General features: G+C 68.2%; 22 protein-coding genes and 2 pseudogenes. 6 read left to right on the top strand and 18 right to left on the bottom strand.

What is annotated here, in order from left to right:
* Positions 1–96: 96 nt before the first annotated feature.
* Complete coding sequence (locus tag ABD987_RS43740) at positions 97–1566, bottom strand: MFS transporter (RefSeq protein ID WP_345408805.1); 1470 nt, start codon at positions 1564–1566, stop codon at positions 97–99.
* 72 nt (positions 1567–1638) lie between these two features.
* On the opposite strand from ABD987_RS43740, the gene ABD987_RS43735 reads away from it, so the two are divergent.
* Positions 1639–2535, top strand: a complete 897-nt coding sequence (locus ABD987_RS43735; protein ID WP_345408803.1) for a LysR family transcriptional regulator — start codon at positions 1639–1641, stop codon at positions 2533–2535.
* A gap of 236 nt (positions 2536–2771) precedes the next feature.
* Here ABD987_RS43735 and ABD987_RS43730 read toward each other — a convergent pair whose 3' ends face one another.
* The 11 genes from ABD987_RS43730 to ABD987_RS43680 form a co-directional block, all read right to left on the bottom strand.
* Positions 2772–3371, bottom strand: a complete 600-nt coding sequence (locus ABD987_RS43730; RefSeq protein ID WP_345408801.1) for an LppA family lipoprotein — start codon at positions 3369–3371, stop codon at positions 2772–2774.
* Positions 3368–5092 (bottom strand): alpha/beta hydrolase, encoded by a 1725-nt coding sequence (locus tag ABD987_RS43725; protein ID WP_345408799.1) that lies wholly within the window; start codon positions 5090–5092, stop codon positions 3368–3370. The genes ABD987_RS43730 and ABD987_RS43725 overlap by 4 nt, the downstream gene beginning before the upstream one ends.
* Positions 5093–5096: 4 nt before the next feature.
* On the bottom strand, positions 5097–5417 hold the full coding sequence (locus ABD987_RS43720) for a hypothetical protein (RefSeq protein WP_345408797.1): 321 nt from the start codon (positions 5415–5417) through the stop codon (positions 5097–5099).
* 123 nt (positions 5418–5540) lie between these two features.
* Positions 5541–5795: a hypothetical protein gene (locus tag ABD987_RS43715; RefSeq protein ID WP_345408795.1), complete on the bottom strand. Its 255-nt coding sequence runs from the start codon at positions 5793–5795 to the stop codon at positions 5541–5543.
* Between the two features lie 105 nt (positions 5796–5900).
* Complete coding sequence (locus ABD987_RS43710; protein ID WP_345408793.1) at positions 5901–6425, bottom strand: NUDIX hydrolase; 525 nt, start codon at positions 6423–6425, stop codon at positions 5901–5903.
* Positions 6422–7228, bottom strand: coding sequence for a helix-turn-helix domain-containing protein (locus ABD987_RS43705; protein WP_345408791.1), 807 nt, complete (start codon positions 7226–7228; stop codon positions 6422–6424). The genes ABD987_RS43710 and ABD987_RS43705 overlap by 4 nt, the downstream gene beginning before the upstream one ends.
* A 72-nt stretch (positions 7229–7300) precedes the next feature.
* Positions 7301–7825, bottom strand: a complete 525-nt coding sequence (locus ABD987_RS43700; RefSeq protein ID WP_345408789.1) for a response regulator transcription factor — start codon at positions 7823–7825, stop codon at positions 7301–7303.
* A 315-nt stretch (positions 7826–8140) separates the two neighbouring features.
* Positions 8141–8638, bottom strand: a complete 498-nt coding sequence (locus tag ABD987_RS43695; protein WP_345408787.1) for a helix-turn-helix domain-containing protein — start codon at positions 8636–8638, stop codon at positions 8141–8143.
* Between the two features lie 6 nt (positions 8639–8644).
* A complete protein-coding gene (locus tag ABD987_RS43690) occupies positions 8645–9523 on the bottom strand; it encodes a hypothetical protein (protein ID WP_345408785.1) in 879 nt (292 codons plus the stop codon).
* Entirely contained in the window at positions 9523–9885 is a 363-nt protein-coding gene (locus ABD987_RS43685; protein WP_345408783.1) for a hypothetical protein, read from the bottom strand. Before ABD987_RS43685 ends, ABD987_RS43690 begins: the two co-directional genes overlap by 1 nt.
* A 578-nt stretch (positions 9886–10463) precedes the next feature.
* A complete protein-coding gene (locus ABD987_RS43680; protein ID WP_345408781.1) occupies positions 10464–10712 on the bottom strand; it encodes a hypothetical protein in 249 nt (82 codons plus the stop codon).
* Between the two features lie 307 nt (positions 10713–11019).
* Here ABD987_RS43680 and ABD987_RS43675 point away from each other — a divergent pair, with 307 nt between their 5' ends.
* Entirely contained in the window at positions 11020–11895 is an 876-nt protein-coding gene (locus ABD987_RS43675; protein ID WP_345408779.1) for a helix-turn-helix domain-containing protein, read from the top strand.
* A complete protein-coding gene (locus tag ABD987_RS43670; RefSeq protein WP_345408777.1) occupies positions 11892–12071 on the top strand; it encodes a DUF397 domain-containing protein in 180 nt (59 codons plus the stop codon). Before ABD987_RS43675 ends, ABD987_RS43670 begins: the two co-directional genes overlap by 4 nt.
* On the opposite strand, the gene ABD987_RS43665 is transcribed toward ABD987_RS43670, so the two are convergent.
* From ABD987_RS43665 to ABD987_RS43650, 5 genes and pseudogenes are all read right to left on the bottom strand, one after another.
* Positions 12068–12595, bottom strand: a complete 528-nt coding sequence (locus ABD987_RS43665; RefSeq protein ID WP_345408775.1) for an NUDIX domain-containing protein — start codon at positions 12593–12595, stop codon at positions 12068–12070. The two genes, ABD987_RS43670 and ABD987_RS43665, sit on opposite strands and share 4 nt — an antisense overlap.
* A gap of 50 nt (positions 12596–12645) precedes the next feature.
* Entirely contained in the window at positions 12646–13245 is a 600-nt protein-coding gene (locus ABD987_RS43660; protein WP_345408773.1) for an acyltransferase, read from the bottom strand.
* A pseudogene (locus ABD987_RS44700) lies at positions 13242–13358 on the bottom strand (hypothetical protein); the annotation flags it as partial. The gene ABD987_RS43660 and the pseudogene ABD987_RS44700, both read right to left, overlap by 4 nt.
* Positions 13328–14899 (bottom strand): NAD(P)/FAD-dependent oxidoreductase, encoded by a 1572-nt coding sequence (locus ABD987_RS43655; RefSeq protein WP_345408771.1) that lies wholly within the window; start codon positions 14897–14899, stop codon positions 13328–13330. The gene ABD987_RS43655 and the pseudogene ABD987_RS44700, both read right to left, overlap by 31 nt.
* Positions 14896–15861 carry a TauD/TfdA family dioxygenase gene (locus ABD987_RS43650; protein WP_345408769.1) on the bottom strand — a complete coding sequence of 322 codons (966 nt, stop codon included), beginning with the start codon at positions 15859–15861 and terminating at the stop codon, positions 14896–14898. Before ABD987_RS43650 ends, ABD987_RS43655 begins: the two co-directional genes overlap by 4 nt.
* A 174-nt stretch (positions 15862–16035) precedes the next feature.
* On the opposite strand from ABD987_RS43650, the gene ABD987_RS43645 reads away from it, so the two are divergent.
* The 3 genes from ABD987_RS43645 to ABD987_RS43635 all read left to right on the top strand — a co-directional run bounded on the left by ABD987_RS43645 (position 16036) and on the right by ABD987_RS43635 (position 18490).
* A complete protein-coding gene (locus ABD987_RS43645) occupies positions 16036–16857 on the top strand; it encodes a hypothetical protein (RefSeq protein ID WP_345408767.1) in 822 nt (273 codons plus the stop codon).
* A gap of 5 nt (positions 16858–16862) precedes the next feature.
* A complete protein-coding gene (locus ABD987_RS43640) occupies positions 16863–18071 on the top strand; it encodes a M20 family metallopeptidase (RefSeq protein WP_345408765.1) in 1209 nt (402 codons plus the stop codon).
* Between the two features lie 137 nt (positions 18072–18208).
* Positions 18209–18490, top strand: coding sequence for a hypothetical protein (locus ABD987_RS43635; protein WP_345408763.1), 282 nt, complete (start codon positions 18209–18211; stop codon positions 18488–18490).
* A 615-nt stretch (positions 18491–19105) separates the two neighbouring features.
* Here the strand turns inward: ABD987_RS43635 and ABD987_RS43630 are convergent.
* Positions 19106–19350: pseudogene (locus ABD987_RS43630) on the bottom strand (hypothetical protein); the annotation flags it as partial.

The raw sequence follows: 19350 nt of genomic DNA, 5'->3' as shown, positions 1-19350 counted from the left end.
TACATGTGTTCGATCAAGCGCAAGCTGGTGAGCGTGGGCGGTGCGCTCGTCACGTTGTGCCTGCAGGCGATAGTTGGCACTTGCAGGCGATATCTGTCACCGCTGGGTTGGCTCGTTGTGTGGCAGGGGTCGTTGGTTTGTCGCTGACCTGCCGGTAGCCGGTGGAGCGGTTGTTGTTGGTGGGTGTGGACGGCGGGTGGTGAGCTGGGCGATGGTCAGGATCGCGATTCCGGAGCCGGTGATGATCCACCAGGTGGGGCGGGCGGCGTCGAGGTAGGTGTCGGCGTGGACGTCGCCGGTGTTGGTGAGCCGGGTGGCGAGGACGGAGCCGACGACCGCGACGCCGAGGGCGCCGCCGGTCTGGCGGAAGGTGGACACGAGTGAGGACGCGACCGCTGCCCGGGAGGTCGGCATCCCGGACACGGCGGTGTGGATGGTCGGTGCGTTGACGCAGCCGAACCCGAGCCCGTACACCGCGCAGCCCAGCATCAGGGACAAGGCGTGGGCCTGCCCGTCGAAGGCGAACAGGATTCCGCTCGTGGTGATCCCGGTCCCGGCGACCAGCAAGGGCACGCGAGGGCCGTGCCGGGCGAGGAGGTGTCCCGACAGTGGCCCGGCGAGAAACGTCATCACTGCCATCGGCATCAGCCACAGTCCGGCGTGCAGGGCGTCGAGGTGGCGGACGTCCTGCAGGTAGAGCGTGTTCAGGAACAGAAACCCGGTCAGGGTGCCGAAACCGGCCAGCACGATGACGACCGCGCCGGTGAACGGCGGTGACCGGAACAGTCGGAGCTCGATCAGCGGCTGGTCGCGGCGCCGTTCGTGCCAGATCAGGGTGATCAGGAGCGCGATGGCGAGGTCGGCCAGCCAGAGCGTCCGCGCGGACCAGAGGCCGCGGTCAGGGGCTTGGATGATTGTGTAGGTGAGGACCGCCAGCAGCGCGAACACCAGGAGCTGGCCCGCCGGGTCCGCGCGGCGTGGGGTTCCGGCGCGGGATTCGGGCACGAATCGCCAGGTCAGTGTCAGCGCGAGGAGCCCGATCGGGAGGTTGATCCAGAAGATCGAGCGCCAGCCCGCGGCGTCGACGAGCAGTCCGCCCAGCAGCGGTCCGGTCGCCATGGCCAGGCCGACGACGGCCGCCCACACCCCGATGGCGCGGGCGCGTTCGGCCGGGTCTCGGAAGGTGTCGGTGACGATGGACATGGCCACCGGGGTGAGCATGGCCCCGCCGATCGCCTGCACCATCCGGAACACGATCAGCGTCGTCAGCGTCGGCGCGAGCGAGCACAGCAGCGATCCGGCGGTGAACACGCCCAGCCCGATCATGAACACGCGGCGACGGCCGAACCGGTCGGCCAGCGCCCCGGCCGCCATGAACGACGACGCCAGTACGAGAGTGTAGGCGTCGATTGTCCACTGTAGACCGGACAACGGCGCGGCCAGCTCCCGCCGCAGGCTGGGCAGCGCGATCTGGAGCACGGTGTTGTCGAGGCTGGCGATGAACAGGCTCAGGCAGCAGGTGCCCAGGACCAGCCGACGCCGCCGGACGGGAAGGGAAGCGCTCACGACCTCGAGTCTCGGCGGTGCCTCCCTTCCGTGTCGAAGATCGATTCGGTCGCCTCCCGATACCCTGGAGGTATGGAGATCGAATTGCGGATCATGCGGTACGTGATCACGATCGCCGAGGAAGCGGGATTCCAGAAGGCCGCCGAGCGGCTGCACATGGCCCAACCGCCGCTGAGCCGCCAGATCCGCGCACTGGAGCACCGCCTCGGTACCCCGCTGTTCGAGCGGCGCCCGGTCCGGCTCACCGAGGCCGGCGCCGTCTTCGTCGACGCCGCCCGCGACATCCTCGCCCGCACCGACCGGCTTGTCGAACAGACCATCGTGGCCGGCCGCGGCGAGCTGGGGACCGTGCGGGTCGGCTACATCCTGTCGGCTGCCTACGACACCCTGCCCCGCCTGATCGACGCGGTGAAGCAGCGGCACCCGGCCATCCACATCGACGCCCAGGAAGGCTGGTCACCGGACCTGGACACTGCGCTCGCCGAGGGCGGGTTCGACCTCGTGCTCTCCCACACTGTGCCCGACCGGCCCGCCTACGCGCGCCAGCCGTTGCGGCACGAAGGGTTCACCGCGCTCGTCGATGCCCACCATGACTTCGCCGGAGGCGCGGCGGTGGCCTTGCGCGAGTTCGCCGGTCAGACCTTCCGCTTCTACTCCTCGCATCTGGCACCGGCGCACCACGCCGCGCTGATGACGGCCCTACGGGTCACCGGGGAAACCTTTAACTACGAGGAGGATCCCGTCCCGGGCCTGCGGCGTCTGGATCTCCGTGATCGTGCCAGTTTCACCCTCGTGCCCGTCTCCATGGCCCGCCACCTCGTCACCGCCGAGGTCGCCGCTGTCCCGCTCGTCGAGCCGCCCACCCTCGACCTCGAACTGGTCTGGCGCCGCGACGATCTCCCACCCGCGGCCGCCCTCGTGGTCTCCGTCGCTGACACCCTCACCCACACCGAACGCTGGACCGACTGACACCACCGCCGCGCGACCCGATCTCGACAACGCTCAGCCGGCGCGGCAGCGGGCGGCCGCACCAGGTGACAACTAGCGCCTGTTTTAGTGACAGGTACGACCTGTAATGGGTACCAGCCGCGCATGTCGTTGACCTCGCCTGGTGACAACTATCGGCTGTAGTCACATCACGTTGTGTGCCGGGTCCGGATGATCACGCCCGGTTCACAGGCACGGTCAGGTCTTGGTCGCTCGGTTCAGGTTCCGGGTGAGGGGGCGGGGCCGCCGCGGCGGTGTGCGTCGGCGGTCAGGTGGCATCCGGTGGACACGGAGATGTCGGTGTTCTTGGCGGTGCCGAAGTAGAGGAGTGTTTCGTCGGGCAGCCCGTCGCGTTTGTGGTAGACGACGTCGTGTTCGCCGGGCTTATCGACGCGGATCGTGGGTGTGGGCTGGAAGCCGTATTTCGTAGCGATCTCGCCGAGCAGGGTTTGGGCGCGGGCCCACTGGTTGTCGGGCAGGTTTCCGGGGGAGAGCCAGCGGGGCAGGGTGCGGCTTTCGCCGTCGGCGTTGAGGCCGGGGTAGTCGTTGAGGCATGCCGCTCCGCTGAGGTCCCCGCGCTGTTCCCAGGTGCGGCCGAACTCGGCGGTGAGCCGGTCCCGGATGGCGGTGAGCATCTCGGTGTAGGTGGCCTGGGCCTGGTCGATGTCCGGGCGTCGCATCAGCTTGGTGTAGGTATCGGGCACGGTGGGTCCTTCCGTGCTGCACCCGCCGGCTAGCAGTGTCGCGATGGTCAGGCCGACGAGCGTCCAGCGGGCGCGGCGGGTGTGGGGGCGGGCGGGGTTCATGGTGAGGATCATCGACCGCCTCGCTGCGCGTACTGGAAACCGGGTTGGTCTTCCAGAGTGAGTTGTCCGGGTGTGTTGGCGAGGATGGCGGCGATGTTGTGCTGGCTGGTGGTGCCCGGACGCAGGTACTGATCCACGCTGGCGTGTCCGGTGGAGGTGTCCAGCGGCTGTCCACTGGGTGGGTCGGTGTGGTGGGTGGACAGGTGGTGCATGCCGGGCAGGTCGCTGGGGTTGCCGCCGAACCGGCCCAGGCCCGCGACCGGGTCGCCGTCGTTTCGGAGCAGGTAGGACTGTCCGGGCGGGACTTTCAGGTCGGCGAGGTTGTCGGTGCCGATGCCGGGGGACCCGGCGAAGATCGCCGCGTCCACCCCGGTGTCCTGGCGTAGCGCGAGGCCGGTGGTGGTGGATCCGTAGGAGTGTCCCAGCGCGACCAGCCGGGCGGGGTCTTCGCCTCGGGAGGCGTCGAGGCCCTGCAGGAACGGAGTCAGCGCGCCCGCGCCCTGGTCGGCTTTGCCCTGGAAGGCCACGTCGAGTGACTGGGGTGCGTCGTAGCCCATCCACGTTACCGCCGCCGACTTTCCCCCGTCCCCGTAGCGATCGGACAACCGGTCGGCGTCCTGGCGTATTTCGTCCATCCGCCGGTCGTAATCGCCGAGGTCGCCGGAGACCGTGGATCCGAAGCCGCCGGTGAAGGTGACGATGTTGCGGGCGGTGTCCACGTTCCCGGCCGCGACCGCCGCCTTGACATGTTCACCGCTGGTGTCCAGGACCAGCAACTGTCGGCCGCCGAGCTTGTGCGCTGCCTCGTCGACCCGCCTGAGGTCGGAGAGCTTGCCGTCGAGCTTGTCCCGTTGCTTTTCCAGGTCGTGGTATTCGTTCATCTGGCGTGGGTCGGACTCTTTCATGCCGTCGAGCTTGTGCTGGATCTCGTCGCGCTGGTGCTGAAGGTCGCCGCGTTGCTGGTCGAGCACGACCCGGTTGGCCTTGTCCCGGATCTCGCCGGGGAGGCCGTTGCGGCGGCCGAGGTCGGCCGCGTTCTGCGGGAGGTGTTTGAGCACCTGCTCACGCTGGCGCGGGGACAGCGCCGCCCACCAGCCGGCGTTCGCCGAGGGGCTGGCGTCGGGTGGTGGTGGAGCGAGCACCGACAACGCGCCCATGACGTCGCCGGAGTTGCCCGCGGCGGCCAGGGACGTGTTCTCGTTGTCGTTCGACGTGGCGTCGATGGTGTGCCCGGCGAGGATGCGGTCCAGGACCGCGCAGAAGTCGTCGTCGATGTCGGCGGCCTGCCGAAGAACCTGCTGAACACGATCCTTCAATTCGGTGGCGATGCGCTTGCGTTCCTCGGTGACCGCGTGTTTCTGCTCTTCCGGGGTGTCCGGTGGCGGTCCGCCGTCGATGACAGCGCCGTCGCCGCCGAGGGTGAAGTGGTGGGCTCGGGCGAGCCCTTCGACTTCCTTGACGCCGTTTTGCACGCCGGTGATCGCGTCGCTGACGTCTCCGGCGCCGCGGCGCAGGGAGGCGACTTCGGCGGCGTGTTCTTCGAGGCCGTCGATGATGCCGTTGACCTTGTTCGCCGCGGCGCCGGCGGCCTGGCCGTGCCAGCCGTACGGGGTGTTGATGTCGCGCAGATCGTCGGAGCAGGCGACGAGTTTGTTGTAGGCGGTGTTGATCGCGCCGACCGCCTCCTGCAACGGTCCCGGGCTCCAGCGGGTGACATCCGACCAGGTGGCCATCGGCTCAGACCGCCTTCACCTCGCCGGTCGGCTGCGGGGTCGTCGTGATGTCGGTCGCCGCGGCGGATTCCTGCCCGGCGTAGCGGTTTGCGGCCGTGGCCATGTCGGTGGCGTGTCCGTCGAGAGTGGACTCGAACCCGCGTTCGCGATCCTCCAACGCCCGCTTCACCTCGGCCAGCTTCCCGACCGCCCGCGCCCCGGGTATCCCGGCGTCATCGGCCGGGACCGCAGCCCCGCACGCGGCACCCCGGAGACCGGATGCGACGCGTCCGGCGGCCTGCCCGGTGTGTCTGATCTTGTCGATCACGACCTGATACCCCGTCACGCGTCCTCCCTCGTAGCGTGTCGATCACACACGGCGACACTACGGCACGCTAGAGGACCTGTTCAACGACCACGGGCGCCGGACGAGGCCAAAGAAACGCAGGTCAGGGGCGATTATTCACGATCAGCTGAGCAGAACTACTCGCAGCGCGTCGCTACTTCCGTCGGCCATGTTCTCCGCGCACGCCTCGCCGTGCTCGTCGACGCGCAGCTTGGCCGCGACGGCCTCGATCGTGGCGACCAGTCGCAGGCCGGCTTCGCGGGGCACGGTGCGCTCCTTGATCGCCGTGCGTAGCTTCGTGGCCGCGTCCTTGAGTTCCTGCGCGGCCTCTGCTGCACGTTCCGGGGCAGTCTCGGCCGACGTCTTATCGGTGGTCATCGGGATACTCCTACCTTCACGTGCGGGTTGATCGCCCGTACCGCGATGAGATGACGTTGGCCGCCTCGGTGGCGAACTTGAAGTGCTTGTCCTCGAAGTTCGCGGTCATGGAAGCCAGGCATGCCAAGGATTTCTGCTTGAGAGCAGGCCTCGAAGGTGCAACGTGCGCACGGCGAGCGGGCGCAGCCTGCTGCTGACGCTCTCGTTGTCCTCCCATCGAAACCGGCCCGGCCACGTAGGTTTCTCGGCGCACTGGTCGGCGAAGGTGACGTCGAAGAGGAAAGCGAGCTCCGTTGGCGAGCCGTGGACCTCAGGTGCGAGGGCGTGTTCGACGACGGTGCAGAAGTCGACATCAGCGGGCCCGGTTGCGAGTTGGTCGGTGACGGCTCGGCGGAGCGCCGCTTCGACCAGTTCGCCGTCTCGAACCGCGGTTCCCGGGAGTGAGCAACTGCCATCGCCGTTGTCGTGCACGAGAAGTTCCTCGCCGCGGCCGATCAACGCATAGGTGGCTACCCTCGGCCCAGGGCAACTGTCCTTTGTGTCCATTGTGGATCCCTTCTGGGAAAGAGAATTACGGCCTGTCCGCCCCGACGCGGTCGAGGCAGCCTCCTCGAGTTCGTGGTCGGTCACCCAGGCGCCGATGCGAGCACAGAGGCGATGAGAGCGCGGGAGGCGGGCGGGTGCAGCGCTCGGGCGAGGAGACGGTCGGCGGCGTTCTTGTGGCGGGTCACGGCCGCGGGTTCGGTGAGATACACGTGGAAGTGGTCCTGACAGACGCTGACCACAGGATTTCGGGCACGGAAGTGCATGAGCGTGAACGGGAGGTCCGGGGTCGGCGTCGGTGGCCCGCCGCCGGGGATGATCCGTACGGTGATCCGGCCCTCCTCGATCAGCATGAGCAGGTACTGGAGCTGGGCTTGCCGCACGCCGGGGGCTTCGATCTTGTGGTGCAGGGTCCGCTCGCCGAGCAAGATGGTGACGGTGGCGGGGTTTTCCCGGGCGAGGGCGGCGTCGCGGCGAACAAGGTGAAGCATGAGGCTCTGATCGATTTCATCACTGGTCAGGAGGCCGGTATCGAGGACTTCGCGGGTGTAGTCCGGAGTTCGCACGAGGTTCGGGAATAGCCGCGGCGCCCAGAGAAGGAAGGTCGTCGCGTTCCGCTCGTAGTCGATCAGGGCGTCCGGATACGCGCTGGTGTCGACCCAGTTCGACAGCTCGAGGTTCTGGACCAGTGCCATCAGCCGCCGGTACTCGGCCTTGTCGACCGCGAGGAAACCCAGGACCCGGGCCACGTAGGCCGCCGTCGGCGGCCGGTGGCCGAGTTCGATCATGGAGACTGCGGGTGGTTCGAGGTCGAGCTGTCCGGCCAGTGCGCGCAGGCGGTATCCACGCTCCTCTCGGGCGGCGCGCAGACCGGCCCCGAGAGCGATCATCGGGGGCGTCGAGTGTTGTGCCACAAGCTTCCTTGCTGCTTCCAGTTGTCGCGGTGTCGTGGGGAATGGCAGTCATAGAGCGGTGTCAGCGTTTGGTGGGGGCAGCTCGCGCTCGAGGACCTTTTCTGGAGTGATCACCACCACGACGGCGTGCTCGAAGTCCTTGAGATGGACGGATGATTCCCCCAGCTTCATCGCCTCTGCGATGTCATGGAAAACCTGGTGGATCACTCTCCGGGGGTCCGGGTCGATGATTCGCTGCCGCAGCATGGCGAGATATCGGCCACCGTAGAGACAGATCTCGGCGTCCATCGGATCTTGGGTATCACCCGAGGTGAATTCTTTCCGACGGGTATCGGGAGCGCTCGCCCTTGTGGTGTCTTTTGTGTCCGGAGAAATTATTCCTTGATCGTAAGCAATGTGTACGGCGTTGGCTCGATTTTTCGCGCCGAGCCTTCTGAAGATACGACTCAGGTGTGATTTGACGGACTTCTCGCTGATTCTCAGCTGTGCGCCGATCCGGGCGTTGGTCATCCCGGCTGCCGCCAGGCGAAGAACCTGAGTCTCCCTGGCGGTCAAGGCTGTGTTTATTGTCATGTCGCGTCACCTGAATCTACTTGGAAGTATCACGGTCGGGGTGTAGGCGGTGGCGGCCGGATCGAGGAAATACCTGACCGGAGTGGGGATATCTGGAACTCTCATTATCGATCAGTGCGGACGGCCGCGTGGCGGGCGATGGTCCCTCGGCTCGCTGGTCAGTTATTTCGTGCCACACGCCATATACTTGTTCTCGGCAGTATTCGATGTCGTCAGCGAGGTCCTGACATTTCCTCACCGCGTTGCGTGCAATGAGTACCACGGTGACAATGGCGGCCAGCGCTCCGAAGGAAATCACCGTAGCTGCCGCGACGGTCATGTCTTCCTCGCGGAAGCACCTCGTGGCCGGAGCGTCGCTCCCGCCGCCTTGAGCGCATCGCGCACGGTACCGAACGAGCAGCCCCGTTGGCGTGCCAGCTGGCGAATGCTCGTGCCCCCGTCATAACGTCGCTTCAACTCGGCCCAGGCCGCAGTAGGAATCGCGCGCGGTGTCCGCAACGCCCCCGCCGCTCGCAGGTGCCCACGCACCTCGCGCAGCGACAGCCCGGTCTGCGCGGTCAGCTGACACACTGACAGGCCGGTTGTTCTCTGGCGGACCAGCTGTTCACGCACCTCGCCGTCGGTCACTCCGGGGCACATCGCTTCGTCAAGCTCGATCCCGGACTCCAGCAGCACCCGTCGCACCGTGCCCGGCCGGCGCCCGACCTCGGACGCGAGCGCCGTGATCAACCGCTCGCCGTCGCGATACCGCTGAGCCAGCTTCGCGGCAATCCGCTGGCGCCGTTCGCCGCGCAGGGCCGTTTTCGCGCCCATCGGCTATCAGAGCTCCTCGGTACCAATCAACCGGTACCGTGCGTACCGGCGAGCGGCGCCGGCGCCGGGGTTGCCGCGCAGCACCCACAGGCCCAGCATCGACACGGCGAAGGCGTCCAACGAATCAGCGGCGGCGTTGCGCCACGCGGGTGTCCGGCGAACCCAGGCTTCGGCCTGCTCGGGTGTGTGCCCGGCTTCCACGAGCCGGATGGCCAGCAGCGCGGAATCCACCCAACTCGGCGCCCGGCACGCCCACGTCCAGCCGACCAGCCGCAACCCGTGACGGCTCACCAGCAGGTTCGACTCGTCGATGGCGGTGTGCGCGGTCGCGGTCCCGCCGTTGAGCACTTCGAAGACGAATGATTCGAGGTCGATGAAATCCCGGATACGGCGACGTTCCCATGCGTCCAGGACCTTCGGGCTGCCGGTGCCCAGCGTGCGCCACGGTGCGATGCGGGACCAGCGCGCAGCCAGCGTGTCGAAGTGGACGCTGCCCGGCGGCGGGTGGGCGGCCATGTCGGCGAGCAGGTTCACTACGGGCTCGATGTCCAGCGAACCCGGATACAGACGAGCGGGATGTCCGTCCACGTACTCGTAGCCGGTTACAACCCACTGGAAGCTGTAGAACCGCCACAACACCCTCGGTGCCACGCGCGGTAGCAGCCCACTCAGGCGCTCCTCGTTGATCCGGGCGCGGCTCTCGGCTTGAACGTCCTGGGAGACCACCTTGACGAACACGGACTCGAGCCCGGCGTGGATGGCGCCGGAGAACGCGGTGGTCGTGGGGCCGGTCTGCTCCTGAACCTGCAACGCGGAGCTGCCGACCCGTTCCTCGATGCCCCGGCGAACCTCCGCCGGCAGGTGTTCCCATCCGCGGCGTCCCATCACACCTCACCCCGGGGCCACCTGTGGACTTCGGCGATGACCTCCAGGAGCGTGCCCGGTTTCGCCTGCGCCAGCGGGGTCGGCGGTTCCTCTCCGGACGCCTCGGCGAAGGTCGCCAGTTCGACGGTGGCCGGGTACCGGTTGGCCATCGAGGAGGCACCGCGGTCCAACGCGATGAACACGAAGTCAGCAGAGCCTCGGTGTCGTTCGTAGGTGAGGCTGGTGGGCGCGTCTTGCGGGCCGCCCACGTGAATCAGCCGAAATCCGGCCTGCACAAGGGATTCGAGCGCAGCGGCTTCCTCGTGACAGTCCGGTTCCTGAACGGTTCGGCCGCTCGGTGTCGCATGTTCGTCGGTGATCATCGTGATGGCCTCTCGGTACGTACAGCGGTAGTTCGTGCGCAGAGGCGGTGCCAACGAGGCTTTCGAGAGCCTCGATGACCCGGACTTCGCCGACGTTGGCCGGGCACCAGTGCCAGTCGTCGGACGTCGCGCCGCTCGTCATGGGACCGCGCCACGAGCAGTAGGCAGGCGCGGCATGCGGGCCCGGGAGCGGCGATCGCGGGGGAGTACTGCACCTCGTGTCCGCACGCCGCGGTCAACGGAACACCGTGCGTTCGGGCAGCGTGAAACGCCGCGTCCGTGATCTCGTGCTGAAGACCGTCGCCGCCGCACGTGTACGGCGACGTCCACAAAAGCTCAGCCTGTCCGGACATGATGAATACCTCGCAAGGGGAAGGAAGCGGTGGAGGCGACTCGTCGGGGGGGAGTCGCCTCCACCACCGCTTGGGGCGGCAGACGGGAGGGGGAACCTGGGCGCGCATTCCTTGGGGGGCGCGAGAAGCGCACGCCGTCGGGCTCGACCTCACCCGTCCGCCGCCGATGTGCCCGGGGCGCAGCTGAACCTGCTGTCGCGCGCCCGCGGGCTGGTTCCGGCACCGTCAGTCAGGCCGACGCGAAGGAGAGAGGTCTTCGCCGGGATCGCGGAGCGCGACCGCTTCAGGATCGAGCCGGTCAGCCTCGTTCATGAGCGCCTGGCCGACGTCGTGCACGCGCATGCCGAGGTCTCGCAGCCGTGGTGCGAGCTCGGGGCCGACGTGACCGGAGTGCGTGAGTCGGATGATGGCGCCCGGGAGGTCAGCGGCGAGTCCTCGTGCCTTTTCGACAACGGCAGACGTTTTGGTATCCACAGCCCGGATTCCTCTCGAAGTCTGGCGTCGACCTGCGCCAACGCGCCTCTCGGACCTTCGGCGGACAGCTTGGGCAGTGTGCGCTCCCGCAACCGACCGGTGGTGCACGTGCACCACCCCGTGCACTGTCGGTGCTGCGGCAGGGAATACGCTTACTGGTAGAGAGCACCTAAAGTTCCTCATGCAACACCTCGGCTGGTGCGTGGTTTGGAGTGGTGCGCACCAATATGCACCACGTGCACCACGGGTGCAATACCGCGAACGGGTGCTAACGTGAAGTCGTGGTCCGACCGGTAGGGTCTGGTGCATGGTGCGCACCAATCCGCAAAGCACAGCAGCGACAAGCCGCGAGCGAACGCTCGCTGGCCTGCTGCGTGCCGAGTTCGATGCCAAGTCGGATGTCTCGATGAGGAAGCTCGCGACGCAACTCGGCGTGAATCATTCGACGTTGTCGCGATGGCTGGACGGGAAGGTCTCGCCAGACGCCGAGCGGGTCTCCGGCCTGCTTGCGTGTCTTGGCGTCGTCGGCGATCGCCGCGAGCAGATCATGCGTGTGGCTCGTGGCGGACCCAGCGCGGAAACCTGGGTGACGCCCGGTCGGCCCGGCGTCGCCGAGCATCTGGTCGGCGTGATGGAGATGGAGGCCCAAGCCGTCGCGATGACGGAGTGGTCGCCGCTTCACGTGCCCGGCTTGTTGCAAACTCGTGAGTATGCCCGCGCGATCATCAGTCGCGACCGCAAGGCTACGTCCGCGGATGTCGAGCATCGAGTTACGCTCCGGCTCGGTCGGCAGCACGCGATCCTGCGCGATGACCCGCTCCCGTTTACGGCTCTCCTCGGTGTCCCTGCAATCCGTGGCCGTATCGGCGGCGACGAGGTCATGATCCCGCAACTCAAATACCTCGTGAGAATCGCCAACAGGGCCACCGTCACGCTCAGGCTTGCCGAAGTCGACGGCGACTGGCATGGCGGGTTGCTCGGCATGTTCATCCTCTACGACTTCGCGAAGCCCCTGCCGTCCATCGTCTCGCTTGAACATCACCGGACTGCGAGCTTCGTCGATGGCGCCCCGGACGTTGAGGAATACAAGCAACTCGCATCGGACCTACTCAGCTTGGCTCATAGCCAGAACGACAGCCTCGCCATGATCAACGAAGAGATCGAGAAACGGGAGACGACATGACCGACCGCCGCGAAAGCGCGTGGCGTACCTCCAGCTACAGCGGTGAGCAGGGCAGCTGTGTTGAAGTGAGGCTTTCCCCGGTCGTGGGAGTTCGGGACACCAAGGACCGCGAGGGCGGTCAGCTCGCCTTGCCCGCGGCGGCATGGCGAGCGCTGCTTACCACGATTCGCGACTAAGACGGGCGCGCTGGCGCCGGGTCGTATCCGTGCTGGAGGTCGGGCGTCCGGTCGGTGCGCAGGGCGGCGAGGCAGGCGTCGACGCGGCGGGCCATGTGCGGTTCGAGGTAGGCGTGGTAAACGTCGTGATCGCAGAACTCGAAGTACTCGATCTCGGCGGGATCGCAGCGCAGGGCGGCGACGTCGGCGTCGTCGAGGATGCCGCCGTCGTAGAGGTGGTTGGCCAGGTGAGCGGGCGGGGCGCCGGGGATCGGCGGGGTGTAGGGCACCCAGTCGATCGCGAGGAGGCGTCCGAGTTCGCGGGTGATGCCGAGTTCTTCGTGCACTTCGCGTTGGGCGGTGGTGCGGGGGAATTCGCCGTGGTCGAGCCCGCCGCCGGGGATCTCCCATTTCCGGGCGCCGTAGGTGGTTTTGACGAGCAGGACGTGTCCTGCGGGGTTGCGGTAGATCACGCCGGCGCCCGCGGTCTGTTTCGGGCGTGACCGGTAGTACTCCTCGGGCGTGAGCTCCTCGACCTGCGTCATGCCGCGCGAGGTTACCCACGTCGTGATCGGCCGCCGAATCCGGAGGTGCTTTAGCCGACGGGTGCTTGTTCGCCCAGCTGGTCGGCGGCCAGCTCGAAGGTGCGTGCGCACCGCGGGCAGGCGAGAAGGCTGGTGAGGCGGTGCCCGCAGTGGCAGACCCAGCCGCAGTGCCGAGCCGGGTTGCCGAGCACCAGGGCGTGCGCGGGGACGTCGCGAAGGACGACGGCGCCGAGCCCGACGAGCGCGTGGCTGCCGATGACGACGCCGGGTGCGACGCGGGCACCGGCGCCCACGGTGGCGCCGTGGCGGACGGTCACCGGGTGCGCGTGCCAGTCGCCGGGTCCTTGGAGGAGGCCGTCGGGGCGGGTGGCTCGTGGCGTCCGGTCCTCGGTGAGTACGACGTGCGGGCTGAGCATCGCGTCGGCTTCGATGATCGCGCCGAAGACATCGCAGTGGTTGCCGATCTTCACGCGGTCGCCGATCCGGCTGCCGCGACCGATGTAGCAGCCGGTGCCGAGGACGCAGTCAGCGCCGATGACGGTGTCGTCGGCGACCTGGGCCTGGTGCCAGATCCGGGTGCGGACGCCGATGCGCGCGTTGGCCGCGACCACCGCAGTCAGCTGCACTATCGGGTGTTCGATGGTGGTCACGACGCGACGCCTTCCTGATTGGTCAGAGCAGCGATGAGGTCCGCGACGGTTCCGGCGGTCGCCAGGACGTGGTCGGGGACCGTCATGCCGGTGCGCTGTTCGATGGCGGTGGCGAGGGCGACGAGGTCGAGGGAGTCGAAGCCGAGTTCGCCGAGCCGGTCGTCACCGCCGACGGCGCGGTGGCCGATGACGGCTGCGGCGTGCAGGACCGTGGTCGCGGGATCGGTAGCGGGGCCGGGCATGGGTGCTCCAGACGTTCGAGGAGAGCGAGCAGGGCGGGGAAGGTCTCGACGACCGGAGCCCGAGAGAACAGCCGGGCTACGGCGTCGCTCGTGGGGCCGTGTGCTTGGACGAGCGCGGGCACGACGTGGCCGAGCAGGGCGGTCAGCTGCCGGTGCGACGCGGCGTTGGACGGGACGGTCGTGCCGAGCAGGTGCTGGGCGAGCCCGCGCGCGGCCGCCGTGTCGAACAGGTCGGTGGCGGACGGCGTGGCGATGGGACGCCCGGCTCGGTAGGGATGCAGGTCGAGGGCGGCGGGAGTGTCGATGACGTCGGCGATCAGGTCCGCCAGCAGCGGGGCGAGCAGGACGCCGCAGCGGTAGGTCGCGGTGGCGACGAGCACCGCGGGGTCCCGGGTCGGGCCGATCAGCGGGAGGTGGTCGAGGGTGTAGGGCCGGTGCCCGAGCTGGACGCGGTGCAGCGCCGCCGCGCTTAGCCGCTGTTCCAGCCGCCGTGTTCCGTCGTCGATGAGCACGGCGATTTCGTCCAGGGTCGCCGCGGGGCCTTTGGCGGGAGTGAGGGTGAGCCGGTTGGTCGCGCCGAGATACAGCGTCCCGTCGCCGCGAGGAACGAGATGGCTTCCGCACGCGAACGCGAGGTTGGGGGTGCGGATGGTGTACGGGATGCTGAGCGGTGCGTTCAGCAGGAGACTGACTCCGCGCCCGGCCAGTACCGGAGGAACCCCGAGTTCGGTCGCGCGCGGACCGAGCAGCGCGGGGATGCCGGTGCCCGCCGCCAGCACCACGCGGTCGGACTCCGCAGTGCTCCCGTCCGTGCACCGGATTCGGACCGGGGCCGCGCCGGTACTGACTTGAACAGCGTCGGAAGCCACCCAGCGGGCACGGCGGTGGCGCGTGATCGCGGCGCCGAGCGCGGTCAGCAGCCGGGCGATGTCGATGGCGGGTTCGCTGGGCAGCCACAGCGCGACCGCCGGCGGTACCTCGGGTTGGAGGCCGTCGATGTGGGTTCCTGCGGCGGTCTCGGCGGTGTGGCCAGCGGCGTGGGCGGCACGGGCGATCGCGGCGACGCTCTCGCGCTCGTCCTCGGTGGCCACCACCCACGTCCCTGGCACGAGCGGCATTGGAATTCCGGTGGTGGCGGTGATTTCCTCCAGCCACGCCGGATACCGGGCCAGTGCGCGCAGCCGGTGTTCGACCTCGAGCGCGACGCGCTGTTCGGGCTGGGTGGCGTCCACTTCGGAGAACGGCGAGAGCATCGCGCCCGCCGCCGAGGTGGCCTGCCCGGCGGCCGCGGGTCCGGGGCGGGGCCCGATCACGGTGACGGTGTGGCCGCGTCGCAGCAGCCGGTACGCCACGGCCATCCCGACGATTCCGGTCCCGATGACCGCGACGTCGGCGGCCGGGCCGGCGTTCACGCCACGCTCCCGAGCCGCAGCAGAGCCTGTTGCACCGGTGCGGTGACCTCGATACGCACCTTGGCCTGGCACAACAACCGCCGGTGCCCTGGTTCGACGGATTCTTGGGGGCCGAGAGCATCCCGGCCGTGGGCTGCCCGGCGCTGATCGACGACCAGCAGCTCGCCGCGCCGCAACCGAACACGAACAGCGGCCGCGTCGATCGCCTCTGCGAACCGTTGCAGCACAGGGAAATACGGTTCGTTGCGGGGGTCGGTGACCATCGTGCCCGCCCACCGGATCCACCCGGTTCCGGCCAGGCTTTCCAGGACGGGGAACGGCAGCAGCGGATCGCCCACGCCGTGCAGCCCGTCGGCCCGTCCCTCGAAGAACACCTTCTGCCGCAACAGATCTCGTTCGGCGTCATCGAGTTCGGCTACCGCGGCGCGCAGGTTCGCCAGCACCGACGTGCCACCGTCAGCCGGGTCCGGGCGCATCATGAGCAGCGCGGTGTAGTCCGGCGGTGAGGTCACGTTCGGCGCGTCGATGTGCGGCGCTTGCGCGCCGAGACCGCCGAAGGCCTCCGCATGGCGCTTCGGGGACGACAAGCCGTCCAGCCACAGCCCGTTCCCGCCGTCGATGGAGAAGAACGGGATCCCGAACGCGGCCAGCACCCCGGCGGCCGCGCAGCGCAGCTGCGGCTCAGGCAAGGTCGGAGGCAGCGCGGCGATCGCCCATCCGTGCCCTTGCATCCGCCGGGCGAGCGCTGCCACGAAGGCGTCGCCTCCGGCGCGAATTGCGCTGCGGGCGGTGTCGATATGGTGGCGGGCCCAGACGTGGCCGTTCATGTCCAGCTCGGTTTCGGCCAGGATGCTGGCCAAACTCGCGGGAACGCGGGCGCGGTCTGCGATCACGGCGATCTCCCCTTTGCAAGCGGTGTTCGACTCGGTGAAGACAGCCTCGGCGCGCCATGGCTGACTCACCAGGCCACCTCGTGCGCACCGTTGTCCACCGGCAGTGCATCGGTTGGTCAGTACAAGACCCGAAACCGCAGGTAGCTCAGGGGGAGGGGTGCACCAATTTGCGTCCGAGTGATTACATGGTGTAGCTGGATGAGAGCCGGGATCGACTGACCGTCTGGGAAGCAGGGGACGCCGATGGCGGGACGGAAACATCGCACGACCTGGCCGACCACCGACGCCGTCTCACCGCTCAGGCTTGTGCGGCAAGGGATCCCGGCCACCCTGGAACAGGTCTGCCACGCCCTGGAGCGCCGCGGCCATCCCGGGGTCAGCGCGAGCATGCTGTCGGCGTGGGAGACCGGCCGGCACGTCACCAGCCTCCGGTACCGCAAGGTGCTCTGCGAGTTCTACGGACGCCCGGCGAAGGACCTGTTCGCCCACCAGGATCAGCGGCTGACCGGTGCCGCAGAGACGCCCCGGCTGCTGGTCGGGCACCACGACCTGAGCGACGCGATGATCGACGTCGTCCAGCGGGCCCAGCACTACCTGGTCGTCCTCGGTTCCCGCTCCCGCGACGAGGCCTACCTGCGGACCATCGAAACCGTGCTCGCCGCCCGCGACGAACTGGTCCACTACCGGGTGTTGTTCGGACCTCCCCGGCACCAGGTTCTGGCCGATCATTTGCTGCGGCTGCTGGAGATCCGGGACCCGCACGACCGCAGCCACGGGCTCAAGACTCTGCATATCGGCATCATCGAGGACGATCCGGGGACGCCGGAGCGGTTCTTCTGCGCCTCGGAGTCGGCTGCGATCGTGCCGGTCCCGTCGGTGACGTCGGCCGAGGCGTTCGACTCCGGCGTGGCGTTCGCGGCGGGCGTGGCCGAACGCTACGTCGACCACGCCCGCCAGTGCTACGCGGCCGCGCGCAAGCTTGAGACGGCCCGCGCCGTGCGGGCGTTTCCCGCCGTGCGAGGCTGGCCCGAGGACACCGAACCGGCACCGGCGGACAGAAGGTGACCAGCATGACCGAACCCCACAGCTGGCTCGAGCACCTGGCCGCGGCGAACCACGACCACGATTCGGTGCTGGCCCTGACTCGCACCCTGGTCACCATTCCCAGCCGGGGCGGCATCGACCCCTACGACGGTGTCCTGGACACGGTCCGGACGTGGCTGGCCGAGCGCGGCCTCGACACCAAAACGCTCACCGGCCCGGCTGGCGCACCGGTCGGGCTCACCTGCGAGATCCGCGGCGCCCACCCCGGGCCCCGCTGGGTGCTAGACGCCTGCCTGGACACCGCTCCGTTCGGCGACGAAACGGCTTGGACGTATCCGCCGACCGCGGCGACGTTGGCCGACGGGTGGCTCCACGGGCGCGGCGCGGCCGACTCCAAGGTCGGCGCGGCCATCTTCTGCCACCTCGCCGCGCGAATCGCGGCCGTGGCCGAGTCCTTGCACGGCACGCTCGTGCTGCTGTTCGACGTCGACGAGCACACCGGCGGATTCGGCGGCGCGAAAGCCTACTTCGAAGGACCACACGCCCCCGACGACGTCGCCGGAGTCATGATCGGCTACCCCGGCCTGGACAAGGTCGTCATCGGCGGCCGCGGCGTGTACCGGACCCGCCTGCACGTCCACGGAGTCTCCGCGCACTCCGGCAGTTCCTCCACCGCGAGCGTGAGCGCGATCGAGAAGGCCGCCCACCTGGTCACCACCCTGTCCGCGACCGAGCTGCCGGACGGCGCCAGCGCGGCTTTTCCCTTGCCTGGAAAAGTAACTGTGACCGCGATCGAAGGTGGGCAAGGCTTCTCCGTCACCCCCGACCTGTGTGTGCTCAACGTGGACATCCGCACCACACCCACCTTCGACACCGCCACGGCCGAGACACTGCTGCGCGACCGCGTCACCCACGCCGACCACGCCTGGCCGGACACCCCGGCCACTGACAGCCGCCCCGACACCGCCTGGCCCGCCTACGCCCTCGACGACCACTCCCCGCTGCGCACCGCGCTCCTCGACGCCGCCCACACCGCCGGCCTCCAGCCCGTGGCGAAGATCGCCGGGCCCTCGAACATCGGCAACTACCTTTCCGGCCTTGGCATCCCCGCCACCGCCGGCTTCGGCGTCACCTACACCGGCCTGCACGCCACCGACGAACGCATCCAGATCGACACCATCCCCACCGTCCAGGCCATCTACCACACCGCCGTACACGCATTGCTCAGTAAATAAGTCGCCGTGGCTAACTGATATGCGCGAGTCGGGCGCCGATTATAGACAATTGGCAGCCTCGGTTCAGTAGCCACGTCTGGGCAAGTGTGTCATGATGAACCTGGCTCTCGGATCGTACGATTCTCCAATTCGTTGGGGTGCCCGGCCGCGAAGAGGGCGTTTTCAAAGTTCGTCTCGCCGCAAAACTTTGTTGCGTTGAAATGGGCGGAGTTGCGGAAGGTGGCCTTGAAGAACCAGGCGCGAGCACTGAAGGTGGCGTGGACAAACCAGGCGTCTTCGGATACTTCGGTGCGATGAAACCAGGTTGTTCCGGCGAATGTCGCGCGTTCACAGTTCAAGCTCCGGATCCGGCACTCGGTCAGGTCCAGGTCGACAAGCGTGGCGCCTGTGAAGTCGAGATCGATGTCTCGCCAGGATGAGCCGTCGGCGCAAGTTTCTCAATCGGATATGGCTCGGGCTTACAGTCCTGGACGGGCTAGCCTGGCTCCCGCGCCGCGGGACCAACCGCGCTCGCGTGGGGACGACAAGGACACCCGGGGTGAGTACGAGGGCTCGATCGGACCAACCTCGCTCGCGCGGGGACGACCCGCTCAGGCGAGACGACCGTGCCCCTGTCCACGGACCAACCCCGCTCACGCGGGGACGACCGGCTGAGCTTCGCCGACATCTTGGCCGAGGAGGGACCAACCCCGCCTGCGCGGGGACGACACGACCGGCTGGCCGTCGGTCACCGACTCCGACGGACCAACCCCGCCTGCGCGGGGACGACCACCGGTCCTCGGTCTTCGCACGGCGGGCGACCGGACCAACCCCGCCTGCGCGGGGACGACACTTGTTGACCTGGTGGTTTATAGCCCGTAACAGCGTTTTCTATTCACTTTCGATAGGCGATGTTGTCGGTCGGTGTTGATCAATCCAGGTGCGCGGACTGCGGATGCCTGGGGAAGGCGATCTTGACCTGTGAATCTACCGGAGAGAGAGGGATCCTTTCCTGCCTTGCGCGGCGAGCTCTTCGGCGTGGATGTCGATGTGGCTCACCGGATGCTCGAAGCGGGCTCCCCTGGAGTCTCGTCGGGGTTGAGCCGTCCGTCGGTTCGCCATTTGCGGAGGATGCGGCGGCCGTAGTTGTGGGTTCCGGCGACGCGGTCGAGTTTGAGCTTCCCCCGGTTGTCCGGACACCTCACCTGAGGTGACCGCCGGTCACCAGGGAGGATGTTCTGGTGCCTGCACCACACCCGCCTGAGTTTCGTCAGCGTGCCGTCGAGCTGGCCCGTCTGGG

This window comes from Amycolatopsis samaneae (assembly GCF_039541975.1).
GTDB lineage: Bacteria > Actinomycetota > Actinomycetes > Mycobacteriales > Pseudonocardiaceae > Amycolatopsis > Amycolatopsis samaneae.
This window is presented reverse-complemented; position numbering and strand designations above follow the sequence as displayed.